The organism is Rummeliibacillus sp. JY-2-4R, assembly GCF_053847205.1.
Window position 1 is genome coordinate 1,843,549 of the sequence record NZ_CM132623.1, and the last position, 13,708, is coordinate 1,857,256.

The following is a 13,708-nucleotide window of genomic DNA, read 5'->3' on the forward strand; positions in this document are numbered from 1 at the left end:
ATGATAATAACTCCTTTGTTAAATTTTGCAACCTAATCATTATACGGTTATTTATAACTATTTAAAAGAAAATAGTTTAGTAAAATTTACTGTATTATTTTTGTGAATATTCAATAAAAATGCAGCAAACATGTAGTTTATATAAAGATTTTAGACAAAGAAAGCAATATCAATTGATGGTACAATAGAAATAGTAAATCAAACGAAAGGTGAAGAGTCTATGATCGAAAAAGCACAGCACTATTTGCAACAATTTTTTGGTTACAAACAATTTCGTTTGGGTCAAGTCAATATTATTGAACATATTCTATCTGGGGCGTCTTGTCTTTGTGTGATGCCAACTGGTGGAGGGAAATCTGTTTGTTACCAAATACCAGCTCTAATGCTTGAAGGTACAACAATTGTTATATCTCCATTAATTTCACTTATGCAAGATCAAGTAGATACATTATTAGAAATGGGGATAGAAGCAGCTTATATTAATTCAACATTAAGCCAAATAGAAATTCAGGATACCATCTCAAACGCATTAGCGGGACATTATAAATTATTATATATTGCTCCTGAACGTTTAGAATCCGAATCTTTTAGAAATTTACTAACTCAATTATCAGTACCATTAATTGCAGTAGATGAAGCGCATTGTATTTCTCAATGGGGACATGACTTTCGACCAAGCTATCGAGCAATCGGTCGTTTAACTAAACTTTTTAGTAAAAAACCAACTGTAGTTGCCCTTACTGCGACTGCTACTCCAGCAGTTAGAGATGATATCTGTCAACAACTAAATATTGATGACAAAAATACAGTTATCACAGGATTTGCAAGAGATAACTTAAGCTTCTCTGTGGTCATAGGGCAAAATAAAGAACGATATGTTAAAGATTTCCTAAAGAAAAATGCACAAGAAGTAGGTATTATATATGCAGCAACAAGAAAAACAGTAGATCATCTTTATGAAGTCTTGAAAAAAGCAGGATTACGTGTTTCAAAATATCACGCAGGATTATCTGAAACAACGAGAATTGCAGAGCAAAATCGATTTTTACATGACGAAGCTTCTGTAATGGTAGCAACAAATGCTTTTGGAATGGGAATTGATAAGTCCAACGTCAGATTTGTCATTCACTATCAATTGCCAAAGAATATGGAAAGTTATTATCAAGAAGCAGGAAGAGCTGGGCGGGATGGATTACCAAGTGAATGTGTCCTTTTATACGCTCCTCAAGATGTACAAACACAACGTTTTTTAATAGATCAAACGGATGACCGAGAGCGAATCTCTCAAGAACTCAGAAAACTACAAAGTATGGTTGACTATTGTCATACAGAACACTGTTTACAACAATATATTGTAAATTATTTTGGAGAAAATGGGGAAGAAAAGTGCGGAAAATGTGGCAATTGCACAGACCAACGTGAAGTATTTGATGTAACAGTTGAATGCCAAAAAGTATTATCATGTGTCATTCGGATGGGCCAAAAATTTGGGAAAACCATGGTAGCGCAAGTTTTAGTAGGGTCCAAAAATCAAAAGATGCGTAGCTTTGGATTTGAAACTTTATCAACTTATGGATTAATGAAAGAAATGACGATTAAAGATGTTACGAATTTCATTGAATTTATGATTGCTGAGGAAATATTAGCAGTTAATCAAGGGTCGATGCCGACGGTTTATGTAACGCCAAAAGGAAAAGAAGTTCTTTTGTCAAATTTAAAAGTAAAAAGAAGAGGAATTGTCGAAACAAAACAAATTGTAAAAGAAGACCCACTTTTCGAAGAGCTACGCGTTATTCGAAAACAGTTAGCGGATGAAGCAAACGTACCGCCATTTGTTATTTTCTCCGATAAGTCTTTAAGAGATATGTGTGCAAAAAAACCATCTACTCACTATGAATTTTTAGAGGTAAACGGTGTTGGTCAAAACAAATTAGAAAAGTATGGAGATATTTTCTTAAATGTAATCTCAAAATTTCAAACTAATTGATTAGAAAGAGTGATAAATTGTCATTTCATAAATTAGTATCTAATTGTCGGGAAATCATCGCAAATTATCAAAATGTGCAAATTGGCATTGCTATAATGGATGAAAATGAAAATCAGACGTTTTATCATCAGGAAGAACTCGTTTTTCGTGCAGCTAGTACAATCAAAATACCTATTATGCTATCGTGTTACATAAATATGGCACAAAAATTAGATGACATTGCTACGATTCCTAATTATGTAAGAGTAGAAGGTGCAGGTGTAATCCCATTTTTGTCTGGCAATTTGCCATACACATACCGCAATTTAATGGAATTAATGATCATCGTATCAGATAATACTGCTGCAAACGTATTGTTACTCGAAAATTCAATGGTTAAAGTAAATAAGCTCTTGATGAAAATTGGTTGTGGAAATAGCAAAATAGAGCGTTTATTTATGGATGAGGCAGCATATGAAAAGGGATTTGATAATACAACAACTGCGAAAGATATGGTAAAGATTCTTCAACAATTTGGAGAATACTCTGAAGTCCTTAATCAAAACCAAAGAGCAGAAGCACTTCAAATTTTGAGTAATCAACAGCTTGGAGAAATGTTGAATGCATATACAGTTGATGATGAAGTCAATTATTTTCATAAAACGGGTAATTTAACAGGTATCAATCACGATATTGGGATTATCAAATATCGCGATAAATTACTCTATGTAGCTGTCTTAACGCAATATGAACAAGATAATTTCACTGGGAAAAAGTGTATTGCTGATATCGGAAAAGCAATCACCTATTACTTAAAAAGAGCGTAAATTCAAAAGAACCAACATCAAAGGGATGTTAGTTCTTTCAAAATACTTAGTTGAGTGTGTTTTTCATCAAGCAACACAATTCCTGTAAGTCCGTTAACAGTTTCAGAATGGATAATTTTGTTCTTCAAAACAGGAAGTAATTTTGGGGAAAGTGCAACATGGATACCCTCAATATCCATAATAATATCCGTGTGGATTGGGGTATCGATATCTGCAGCAAATTGCATCCCGTTTCGATCTGCCACTGCATAGAAGCGGAGTAGATGGTACTTATTGTCAGCTGTTAAATTAGCGATAAATTTCTTCCCCTGATTAGTTATTCTCATAGTGAAATCATCCTTTACCGAGTCGTTTCTGTTGTGAGTATTCCACGCTCAACTTCGATTTAAACAATAAGTATTAGGAGAATTTTTAAAAAATTTTATTTTCTTGTAAGCCATTCCGCAACGATAAAAAATATGATAAAAAAGGCAAAAGCTATAACAAAAAACCATAATGGTACTTCACCAAAAGACAATTATTGACACCCCCGCTTAAATCTTAATGTAATAGTAGCATAATAAAGTGGTGAATCTTAATAAAACACCGTTAAACATTACCTTTGCAAAAGATTTTTTAAAAAAAATGCCGTATTTTAGGACAAATGTAGTGAAATCGTATAAAATAGTTGTTGGTATCTATTTAAATTTACACGGAATTCTTAAACTTATCAAAATGTAGTGTAAGTTAAGTTTGACTTTAGTTAAGAGAGGTTGTTTGAAAGAATGATTCATTTAAAATGGAAAGACGCACCAACAATTAAAACTGTTACTTGCAAAAATACAAATGCAAAGAAATACTTAGTTTCAAATGTGCTTACAGTTGGTAAAGATTATGAAGTGAAAAACGAAACAGAAGAATTCTTGTTTGTTATTGACAATACAGGCAATGTTGGTGGTTATTACAAAGAATACTTCGAATAATTAGTTTTGATCTTTTAGCTTTTCGCTGACTAAAAATAGCGAAAGGCTTTTTGTTTTTAATAGAATTTGAATGATGAAAGGAGATTAAAATATGCATCAAATTATCCAACAAGAACAGAGTATAAGAAAAGATCGTCAACATTCAAAAGAAGATTCACTGTTAATTGGAAAAAGTGGCTACATATCTCCAAATGATTATTTATGGGATGATGTCCTATTAAGTGTCACTCTAAAAAAGCCTGTGTTATTAAAAGGACCATCTGGATCCGGGAAAACTAAAATGGCTGAATCATTATCTCATTTTTTTAATCAACCCATGCACAGCATTAACTGTTCAGTTGACCTTGACGCGGAAAGTTTACTTGGATTTAAAACAATGATCCAAAAAGAAGGTCAAACAATCATTGAATTTATAGAAGGTCCTGTTGTGAAAGCGATGAAGCAAGGACATCTTCTTTATATTGACGAAATAAATATGGCAAAGGCCGAAACCTTACCGATTTTACATAGTGTACTTGATTACAGACGTATGCTAACCAATCCTTTTACAGGAGAAGTTATTCAGGCGCATCCTGATTTTAGCGTTATCGCTGCAATCAATGAAGGCTATATTGGAACAGCACCGATGAATGAAGCATTAAAAAACCGTTTTGTATCATTTAGTGTTCCATATCTAAATGGAGATCAATTAAAAGAACTATGGCAAAAAGCATATCCAAATATCCCTAACGAATTGCAATCTTTCATACTGCATTTAGCGGAAGATTTAAAACAACAAGTTATAAATGGACTACTAAGTGAAGAAGCAGCATCCGTTCGAAGTTTACTTGACGCTACAGAATTAGCACAATATATGAATCCATTGAGAGCAGTCCGCTATGCTGTTGCTGAAAAGTTAGATGATTTAAGTGAAAAAGAATTAGTGATGGAACTTGCAAAAACTTGGATAAAGTGAGGTTTACAAAAATGGCCGAACTAAACCGTTTCATACAATTTAATAATGAACAAATTGATCCAAGGGTGATGTTACATTATGAGCATCTAGCAAAAGCACTTGCGAATGCACCATACTTAACGATAACTGAACGTCAATTAATCGAAATGAAGCCACAAGAGGAGCAAATAGCCATCAGTGTATTCTGGCGTCATCGTAATCAGGAAACGACACATTTAGGCCGGCTTTCTGATATTTATCTAGTAACATGTGGTTTTTGGAAAGAATTCTCAGTTACAACTTGGCTGTCATTTGAAGAAGATTTGCAAGATCATGAGCTGAAAAAGTTATATAAGCAGTTAGTAATGCTCGTTGAAGAATTTCGGTTAATGGATTTTGTTGCAAAAAAGAGACCTGGTACAAAAAAAGCTATTGAGATTAGAAGAAAAGCATATACTGATGCGCATAGACATCGATTTGAAGTAAATTCTCAAAAAGGATTTATAGCAGATGCATTGATTAATTATTTGTATTTGGCAGCGCATGATGGAATGATGTCATTACCTCAATCTGAACTTGCAGAGAAATTTGAACATGTACTTTATCCATTTCAACAAATTTATGACGTAAAATCGACAAAAGATAGTATAGATTTAATTTATCGAATAATGCCTTACGTAGCAGGCCAAATTCCCAAAGATGTAACACTTAATTATTATGCATTAATGGATTCAATTCCAAAAGCAGCCAAATTTCATGAGCATAGTGGAGTAAAAGGACAAGAAAGCGGTGATCAAGAAAATAAAAAAGAAACGATTGAACAGCTATTCCAAACTTGGCATAGAGAAACAAAGGAAGAATCCGGGGTTCATTTACGTTTTGAATTAGAAAGAGGAAATGCCTCAAAGTCATTAAGTTTAGAGGCTGAAGAAGGACAAGCTGGTAATGAAATTTCTGAAGAAGGTACTGGAGCTACACCGAATACAAAAGCAACTCCACAAAAATCTTCACTAAACGAAGCAAAAAAACTCCCACACGGTAGAAGACAAGCAGGTGAAGACTTTGGTGAACAAAATAGAAATGTAGTTTTTGAAGAAAAAAGAATTACGCAAACAAAAGATATGGATGACTTAACTACTTTAGCTATTTGGCGTTTGGAACAAGCTCCAAGCGTAAAAGCAATCACTTCAGAATTTAGAAAACGGTTGGCTCAAAAAGAATTGGCAAAGAGAGAGAATTTATCAAAAGGTAGATTAGATTCATCGAAATTAGCGAAATTTCTATTAGAAGATCGACCTAAACCATTTTATAAAAAAAATGCTCCTGCTAAACCTTTAAATGCTGTTTTTGGATTACTAATTGATGGATCTGCTTCAATGATAGACAAAATGGATGAAACAAAAAAAGCTGTATTGTTATTTCATGATGTGTTAAGACAAATGAATATTCCTCATGAAATGGTTTCTTTTTATGAAGATGCATATGAAGCAACACCTAATGTACAGCCCAATACTTTTGAGTGGTTGCACAAGTTAGAAGATGGAAATAGAGATGATGGTCCCGCTATCATGTCTCTTACCGCACATGAAGATAATCGTGACGGCTTTGCAATTCGATGGATGACAAAGCGCTTGAAATTCCGAGATGAAAAGAATCGATTTATCTTAGTTTTTTCAGACGGGGAACCATCTGCTTTTGACTATGCTCAAAATGGAATTAAAGATACTGCAGAAGCAGTTTTAGAAGCAAAAAAACAAAATATTCAAGTCATACATTTATTTTTAAATATAGAAATGCCAGGGGAAGAACAGTTGCAACTTTTCCAAATGATATATGGTAACCAAACAGTTGCTGCTGATAGTGTAGAAAAATTTACAGATGTTACATTAAGACTTTTACGAAAGGTGATCTCATTAGTTATTCAAAGTCAATAATAATGAAAAAGAGAGAGACAAATAAAAAATTTGTCTTCTCCCTTTATTAATCAATAAGGTGATCTTTGTTGTTGCTCAGTATGAATTGCGAGTAACCTTTGTTTTAAGTCTTCTTCCATTCGGGCTATTTCGATTTCAGCAGCTTTGCGTTTTTGGCGTCCATCTGCTTGGATTTGTAAAGTTTCTTCAATAGTTGAAATTAAGTTTTCTTGAGTTTTCTTTAAAGTTTCTATTTCAACTAATCCTCGTTCATTTTCTTTCGCAGTCTCTATAGTGTTGACTTTTAACATTTCAGAGTTTTTTAACAGTAAATCATTTGTTGTTTTTGTCACTTGTTTTTGTGCTTCTACAGCTTTACGTTGGTTGTTTAATGTTAAGGCAATTGCTATCTGGTTTTTCCATAAAGGTATTGCAGTCATAATAGAGCTTTGAATCTTTTCCGCTAAAGTTTGGTTCGTTTGTTGTATCATCCGAATTTGCGGTGCTGTTTGTATAGTTATTTGGCGAGATAATTGCAAGTCATAAACTCGCTTTTCAAGGCGATCTACAAATTGTGCAAGGTCATTGAAATCTTGCACATCCATCTGATCTTGAGAAAGTTCAGCTTTTTGTTTCAGCTTTGGTAGCATTTCTGTTACGATTTCTTCTTTTTTAAGTTCAGCTGCCGCAATATAAACATTTAAAGCTTGAAAATAAGTTTTATTTTGTTCATAAAGCTGATCTAACATTTTAACATCTTCAACTAATCCACCTTTAGAATGTTCTAGTTGAATACCAATTCGATCTATTTGTGTACTTAATTTTTGGTATTTAGTCATCATTTCTTGTAGAGAACGAGAAACGCGACCAAAAAATTTCCGAATGCCACTTTTTTTACCTTGTTGAAGCTCTTCAGGATTAAGTTCATTTAATTTATCCATTAGATTTTTTAAAACATCTCCAACAGGACCGATATCTTTACGTTGAACATGGTCAAGCATTTGATGTGAAAATCGAGATAGTTCGTTTTGAGCATTTGCACCATAAGTTAAAATGGATTGATAATCCCCAACAGGAATCTGAGATGCTAATTGCTCAGCTTTTTTCTTATCTTCGTCAGGTAATCGATCTATTATTGAAAGAGTTTTAGACTCTGAAGATGTAACACTTGACTGAACAGGTTGTGGTTGAAAATCAAAAGGATTATTTAATAAATCATCCATTGATTTTGCATGATTAGAAGCTGAGTCTGTCATTTAGAATCTCCTCTCAAATTAGCTGATAATTGTTTTTTTGAAGTTGAAAGTTGTGCGAAATCCAACTCCATCTTAAGTTCTTCGATATCCGATGCTAGTACTGCATGTAAGTCTTCTTGCATAGTATTATTTAGGTCTTCTAAAGTTTCCCTAGTTTCTTGCAACGCTAAATGTACATCCATGTCTTTTATCGGTTGTGTAGAGAGTAGGGCATATTTCTCAGTCAATTCACTTGCAGAGTGAAGATGAGCGTAGAAAAATTGCTCTACGTTATAAAACTTTTTAGGGTTTTTATTTACAATGTTTACAATTCTTTTTGCTAAACGATTCATTTCAAAAAGTTGCTTAAATGTTGAGATAGAACGAACCTTTGTATAATAACGATTTAAGTTACGAAGTTCGCTATATGCTTCATTTATTTGAGAATTGATATGCTTGTACTCTGAACGAGTAAGACCAATTCTTTTTAAATATCTGGATAGTTGTATGTTCTTAATAATAAAGTTCGATGGTAAGTAGCTAATGACTGCAATCAATGAGCTAATCCAAAAATTAACATCAAAATTAAAACTACATATCATCCATGTTGATAAAATTACGATTAGATTGAAGCTATTTCTGATAATAAATTGTCCAAATTTAAACATGGATTTTCCTCCTTCTAACTCTTCTTTTAAGTACGAATGAAGTAAGAGAAAGTTTCACTTTATTTATAAATAAGAGATATTTAATTCAACTTATTGATCATGCTGAATTCAAAAATTGTTAAGAAATTATCATTAACCTTGCATACGAACCATTTAAAAAATTGAATAGAAATTACATTCAATTAAATTAATTTTAATATATTTTGAAAGAATATGCTAAAAGAAAGGATATAAAAAGCTTATTGAAACTAAATATTTGAATAAAGATGTAACAAAAGGAAAATTTTCTTTGAAATACTTGGAATTATAACTTATACAAGCAATTTTATTGTTTTTTTAGGATTTTGATTGTATTTTTATTGCTATAGTTTAAAAAATTATTTTTTAAAGGATTGAAGTCTATGTATAAGGTTATATATATGAAAGCAGATTATGAGCCCTGGTGGGAATTTGATGGATGGGAAAAGAACATTGTAAATGAAAATGTTTTTAATAATAAAGAAGAAGCAAAACAATTTTTAAGTGAAACATTAGAAAAGTTTAACCAGAAATATATGCATCATGAACATAAGAAGGATCGCTTTTGGGCATTCTGGTCAGATGAAGAAGTTCAATTTTGTGAGGCATGTGATGAAGATATTCAGACGTATCACGGCATCATATGGGAAGAAATCAAATAAACCCAAGTTGAAAGTAATAAACTTTTTGAAAAATCTTCAATTTTGTTGACATTCATTTTTTACATGTTATACTAAATGTAACAAATGAAATTGATTTACCGCAAACTTCCATTCACATATTACAAAAAGTGATCGGCTTGTCTCGGTACTTTATGTAATATGTGAATTTTTGTTTTGGGTTGTTAATTCTTATTTGTTCACTTTTATTTTTTTGGAGGTTTTCTCACATGAAACAAGGTACAGTAAAATGGTTTAACTCAGAAAAAGGCTTCGGCTTCATCGAAGTAGAAGGCGAAAACGATGTATTCGTACACTTCAGCGCAATCCAAGGCGAAGGCTTCAAAACTCTTGACGAAGGTCAAAAAGTAGAATTTGAAGTAGTTGAAGGTAACCGCGGACCACAAGCAGCAAACGTTACAAAACTTTAATTGACTGCTTAAAAGGGGTAACTCGTTTACCCCTTACTTTTAAATACATAGTTTTGAACTTTTAACCATTTATGTATTACAAAGAGTACCTGATATTAGATGCTTTTTGTAATATGTAAATCTTTGATCTCGGTTGAAAATTGCGTATTGATTTAAAAATTTTTATTTATATGGAGGTTTTCTCACATGAAACAAGGTACAGTAAAATGGTTTAATGCAGAAAAAGGATTCGGTTTTATCGAAGTAGAAGGCGAAGATGATGTATTCGTACACTTCTCAGCAATCCAAGGCGAAGGCTTCAAAACTCTTGACGAAGGTCAAAAAGTAGAATTTGAAGTGGTTGAAGGTAACCGCGGACCACAAGCAGCAAACGTTTCTAAATTCTAATTTAGAAAATTTAAGGAAGCATTCACACTTAACTGTGTGGATGCTTTTTTGCATACAAAATTCTTCTTAACTGCTAGTAACAATCATAGTATGAACCTAAAAAGGAAATTGTATACAAAATAGTTTTCTCTAAAACTATTTAATATTATATATGAATGATATATAATTTATCAATATTTTTGGTGGAAAATTCTTTTATTTATGAACATTTTGTGACGTATTTTAATGGATTATGACGAATAATGTATACTTCCGAATTGGCATTAAAATGTTCTATTTAATTAAAAGTAAGAAGGCAAAGCTGATATAAATTAGCTTTGCCTTCTTGATGCAAACAATATGCTTTAAAATTCAAGATAATAGATTGATTAATTAATCCAAGTTGTTTGATTCTTTCCATTCTAAAAATTCATCATATGACAGTTGTTTATCTAAAATAGAACCATCTTCACGAATCTCAATTACACGATTCGCAATTGTTTGTATAAATTGATGGTCATGAGAAGTGAAGATCATGGCGCCTTTAAAATTAATCAGTCCTTCGTTTAATGCTTGAATTGATTCTAAATCAAGATGGTTTGTTGGCTCATCTAATAATAATACATTAGAATGAGAAAGCATCATACGTGATAGCATACAACGTACTTTTTCGCCTCCTGAAAGAACAGAAGGGGATTTCTTCACTTCTTCACCGCTAAATAACATACGGCCTAAGAAACCACGAAGAAATGTTTCAGTTTCATCTTCAGGAGAGAATTGTCTTAACCAATCAACGAGCGTTTTTTCGCCACCATTGAAATATTCTTCGTTATCAAGAGGGAAGTAACTTTGAGAAGTTGTAATACCCCATTTAAATGAGCCATCATAATTTTCGTCTTCACCAGCAAGGATTTTAAGAAGTGCAGTTTTTGCAATAGCATCTCCGATTAAGATAATCTTATCTTCTTTATTCATGATAAAACGTAAGTCTTTAAATTGAACTTCGCCTTCTATTGATTTGCTCAAGCCATCTACAGTAAGCACGTCATTCCCGATTTCACGTTCCATTGAGAAGTTAATATAAGGATATTTACGACTAGATGGTTTAATATCATCTAATTCAATTTTATCAAGCATTTTCTTACGTGATGTAGCTTGTTTTGATTTAGAAGCATTTGCAGAGAATCTAGCAACGAATTCTTGTAATTCTTTAATTTTTTCTTCTTTTTTCTTGTTTTGATCTGATAGCATTTTTTGTGCTAATTTACTGGATTCATACCAGAAGTCATAGTTTCCTACATAGATTTGAATTCTTGAATAATCAAGGTCGGCAATATGAGTACACACCTTGTTCAAGAAGTGACGGTCATGGGAAACAACGATTACTGTATTTTCAAAATTGATTAAAAATTCTTCTAACCATTTGATTGCTTTCAAGTCCAAATGGTTGGTAGGTTCATCAAGTAATAATACGTCTGGTTTACCGAATAATGCTTGTGCAAGTAATACTTTTACTTTCTCAGAACCTGTCAACTCTGACATTGTCATATAGTGCATAGATTCAGGGATTCCAAGACCTTGAAGAAGGATTGCTGCATCTGATTCAGCTTCCCAACCATTCATGTCAGCGAAATCACCTTCTAATTCTGCTGCACGAATTCCATCCTCATCGGTAAAGGGATCTTTCATATATATTGCGTTTTTTTCTTGCATCACGTCATATAATCGTTTGTGACCCATCAGAACTGTTTCTAAAACTTGGAATTCCTCGTATTCGAAGTGGTTTTGTTTTAAAACAGCAAGACGTTCACCAGGATTCATACTAACATGACCATCTTGTGGTTCGATATCTCCGGATAAAATTTTCAAAAAAGTAGATTTACCTGCGCCATTGGCACCGATTAAACCGTAACAGTTACCTGGCGTAAATTTAATATTAACATCTTCAAATAGCTTACGGTCGCCATAGCGAAGACCTACATTACTTACTTGAATCATGCATGTACCTCCTTATTCACAATATTACTATTATATCATGGTTATTGTATTTGCACTATTACTTTAACAGTAACAAATAAAAAAGCGAAGAGAGTAACATACTCTCTTCGCTTAATAATACAGTAATTATTTTTTCATAGAACCTGTTTTGTCTAGTCGGTCATACATTTCAAATGCACGATTTAGAATATGAGGAGTTTGTGCATTGCCAGTAGCTTCTACAGCTGCATTGTAGTATTCCCATAATTGTTCTTTGTAATCAGGGTGAACACAGTTATTGATAATTAAAGGAACACGTTCTTTTGGTGCTAAACCACGAAGGTCAGCAATACCTTGTTCTGTTACGATAACATCGACGTCATGTTCAGTATGGTCTACGTGAGATACCATTGGTACGATTGATGAAATAGCACCGTTTTTAGCTGTTGATTTAGTAATGAAAATACCTAGACGAGCATTACGAGCAAAGTCGCCAGAACCGCCAATACCATTCATCATTTTGCTACCTGAAACGTGAGTAGAGTTTACGTTACCATAAATATCAGCTTCAAGTGCAGTATTAATAGAAATTAAACCTAAACGACGAATAACTTCAGGATGGTTTGTGATTTCTTGTGGACGTAATACTAATTTGTCAGCGTATTTTTCAAGATTGCCATATACTTTTTTACCTAGTTCTTCTGAAAGAGTAATAGAAGTAGCAGATGCGAAATCTACTTTACCTGCGTCTATTAAGTTAAATACTGCATCTTGTAGTACTTCAGAGAATACTGTTAGATGTTCGAATTCTGAATCTGCAAAACCATCTAAAACAGCATTTGCTACAGAACCAACTCCTGATTGAAATGGCGCTAAAGTGTTAGTTAAGCGACCAGCTTTAATTTCAGAACGGAAGAAATCAAGAATGTAATTAGCCATAACTTGAGTTTCTTCGTCAGGAGGAACAATTAGAGATGGAGCATCTAATTCTTCAGAAATAACAATTGCTTTAACTTTTGAAGGATCAAATTTAATTCCTTTTGTACCAATACGATCAGAAACATGAGTTAAAGGAATAGGTTGGCGTTTACCTTGTTCTTCGGGTACATAGATATCATGGATACCGATTAAAGAATCAGGTTGTGCAATGTTTAATTCGATAATGATATTTTCAGCTACGTCAGCAATGATAGGGTTATTACCAACAGATGTAGTTGGGATTAAGTATCCATCTTCTGTAATTGCAGAAGCTTCGAGGATAGCATATTTGATTGGTCCAAAAATTTCTTGGCGGTATTGTTCGGCGCTGTGCGATAAATGCATATCAGCAAATAGAACTTCGCCTTTATTGATTAATGTACGAATACCTTTATCACCTTGGAAAGGTCCACGTTTGCGGATACCACCAGCAAGTGCTAAATCATGGTCAACTTCTGGGCCAAGAGAAGCGCCAGTATATACATCAATTTTAAATTTTTCATTTTTAGCGCGTTCTGCAAGAGCAGCAGGCACCACTTTAGCATCACCAGCACGAGTGAAACCACTCATACCTACAACATCGCCATCAGAAATTAGTGCAGCAGCTTCTTCTGCTGATACTATTTTCTTTGTTAATTCTTTTAAACCAATACGGCTTTCGATTGTTGCTTCCATTTTCGGTTACCCCCTAAATATATGTTACTCGACTATTCAACCTCTTCTAAATTCAATACATGATTTTATGTAAGCCAATGAACCCACATATTCATGTAC

At 33.2% G+C, this 13,708-nt stretch carries 13 protein-coding genes; 8 read left to right on the forward strand and 5 right to left on the reverse strand.

Features of this window, described 5'->3' with window-relative positions; all coding sequences use genetic code 11:
• The first annotated feature begins 220 nt into the window (after nt 1-220).
• Nucleotides 221-1,987 carry a DNA helicase RecQ gene (gene recQ, locus ACWV26_RS08910; RefSeq protein WP_455897990.1) on the forward strand — a complete coding sequence of 589 codons (1,767 nt, stop codon included), beginning with the start codon at nt 221-223 and terminating at the stop codon, nt 1,985-1,987.
• Nucleotides 1,988-2,004: 17 nt separating this feature from the next.
• Nucleotides 2,005-2,793 carry a serine hydrolase gene (locus ACWV26_RS08915; protein ID WP_455897991.1) on the forward strand — a complete coding sequence of 263 codons (789 nt, stop codon included), beginning with the start codon at nt 2,005-2,007 and terminating at the stop codon, nt 2,791-2,793.
• Between the two features lie 17 nt (nt 2,794-2,810).
• On the opposite strand, the gene ACWV26_RS08920 is transcribed toward ACWV26_RS08915, so the two are convergent.
• Nucleotides 2,811-3,119 carry a hypothetical protein gene (locus tag ACWV26_RS08920; RefSeq protein WP_455897992.1) on the reverse strand — a complete coding sequence of 103 codons (309 nt, stop codon included), beginning with the start codon at nt 3,117-3,119 and terminating at the stop codon, nt 2,811-2,813.
• A gap of 438 nt (nt 3,120-3,557) precedes the next feature.
• On the opposite strand from ACWV26_RS08920, the gene ACWV26_RS08925 reads away from it, so the two are divergent.
• The 3 genes from ACWV26_RS08925 (at nt 3,558) to ACWV26_RS08935 (ending at nt 6,623) form a co-directional block, all read left to right on the forward strand.
• Nucleotides 3,558-3,755 carry a DUF6501 family protein gene (locus ACWV26_RS08925; protein WP_455897993.1) on the forward strand — a complete coding sequence of 66 codons (198 nt, stop codon included), beginning with the start codon at nt 3,558-3,560 and terminating at the stop codon, nt 3,753-3,755.
• A 91-nt stretch (nt 3,756-3,846) separates the two neighbouring features.
• Nucleotides 3,847-4,710 (forward strand): ATP-binding protein, encoded by an 864-nt coding sequence (locus ACWV26_RS08930; RefSeq protein ID WP_455897994.1) that lies wholly within the window; start codon nt 3,847-3,849, stop codon nt 4,708-4,710.
• 11 nt (nt 4,711-4,721) lie between these two features.
• Nucleotides 4,722-6,623: a vWA domain-containing protein gene (locus ACWV26_RS08935; protein ID WP_455897995.1), complete on the forward strand. Its 1,902-nt coding sequence runs from the start codon at nt 4,722-4,724 to the stop codon at nt 6,621-6,623.
• A gap of 50 nt (nt 6,624-6,673) precedes the next feature.
• Here the strand turns inward: ACWV26_RS08935 and ACWV26_RS08940 are convergent, their stop codons facing one another.
• Together ACWV26_RS08940 and ACWV26_RS08945 are read right to left on the reverse strand one after the other, a co-directional pair.
• On the reverse strand, nt 6,674-7,858 hold the full coding sequence (locus ACWV26_RS08940) for a toxic anion resistance protein (RefSeq protein ID WP_455897996.1): 1,185 nt from the start codon (nt 7,856-7,858) through the stop codon (nt 6,674-6,676).
• Nucleotides 7,855-8,505, reverse strand: a complete 651-nt coding sequence (locus tag ACWV26_RS08945) for a 5-bromo-4-chloroindolyl phosphate hydrolysis family protein (protein WP_455897997.1) — start codon at nt 8,503-8,505, stop codon at nt 7,855-7,857. The genes ACWV26_RS08940 and ACWV26_RS08945 overlap by 4 nt, the downstream gene beginning before the upstream one ends.
• 401 nt (nt 8,506-8,906) lie before the next feature.
• On the opposite strand from ACWV26_RS08945, the gene ACWV26_RS08950 reads away from it, so the two are divergent.
• The 3 genes from ACWV26_RS08950 (at nt 8,907) to ACWV26_RS08960 (ending at nt 10,000) form a co-directional block, all read left to right on the forward strand.
• Complete coding sequence (locus tag ACWV26_RS08950; RefSeq protein WP_455897998.1) at nt 8,907-9,185, forward strand: DUF1033 family protein; 279 nt, start codon at nt 8,907-8,909, stop codon at nt 9,183-9,185.
• A 227-nt stretch (nt 9,186-9,412) separates the two neighbouring features.
• Nucleotides 9,413-9,613: a cold-shock protein gene (locus tag ACWV26_RS08955; protein ID WP_102692015.1), complete on the forward strand. Its 201-nt coding sequence runs from the start codon at nt 9,413-9,415 to the stop codon at nt 9,611-9,613.
• A gap of 186 nt (nt 9,614-9,799) precedes the next feature.
• Nucleotides 9,800-10,000 carry a cold-shock protein gene (locus ACWV26_RS08960; RefSeq protein WP_455897999.1) on the forward strand — a complete coding sequence of 67 codons (201 nt, stop codon included), beginning with the start codon at nt 9,800-9,802 and terminating at the stop codon, nt 9,998-10,000.
• Nucleotides 10,001-10,372: 372 nt separating this feature from the next.
• Here the strand turns inward: ACWV26_RS08960 and ACWV26_RS08965 are convergent, their stop codons facing one another.
• Nucleotides 10,373-11,977: an ABC-F family ATP-binding cassette domain-containing protein gene (locus tag ACWV26_RS08965; RefSeq protein ID WP_455898000.1), complete on the reverse strand. Its 1,605-nt coding sequence runs from the start codon at nt 11,975-11,977 to the stop codon at nt 10,373-10,375.
• A gap of 126 nt (nt 11,978-12,103) precedes the next feature.
• On the reverse strand, nt 12,104-13,609 hold the full coding sequence (locus tag ACWV26_RS08970) for a succinate CoA transferase (protein ID WP_455898001.1): 1,506 nt from the start codon (nt 13,607-13,609) through the stop codon (nt 12,104-12,106).
• Nucleotides 13,610-13,708: the final 99 nt, after the last annotated feature.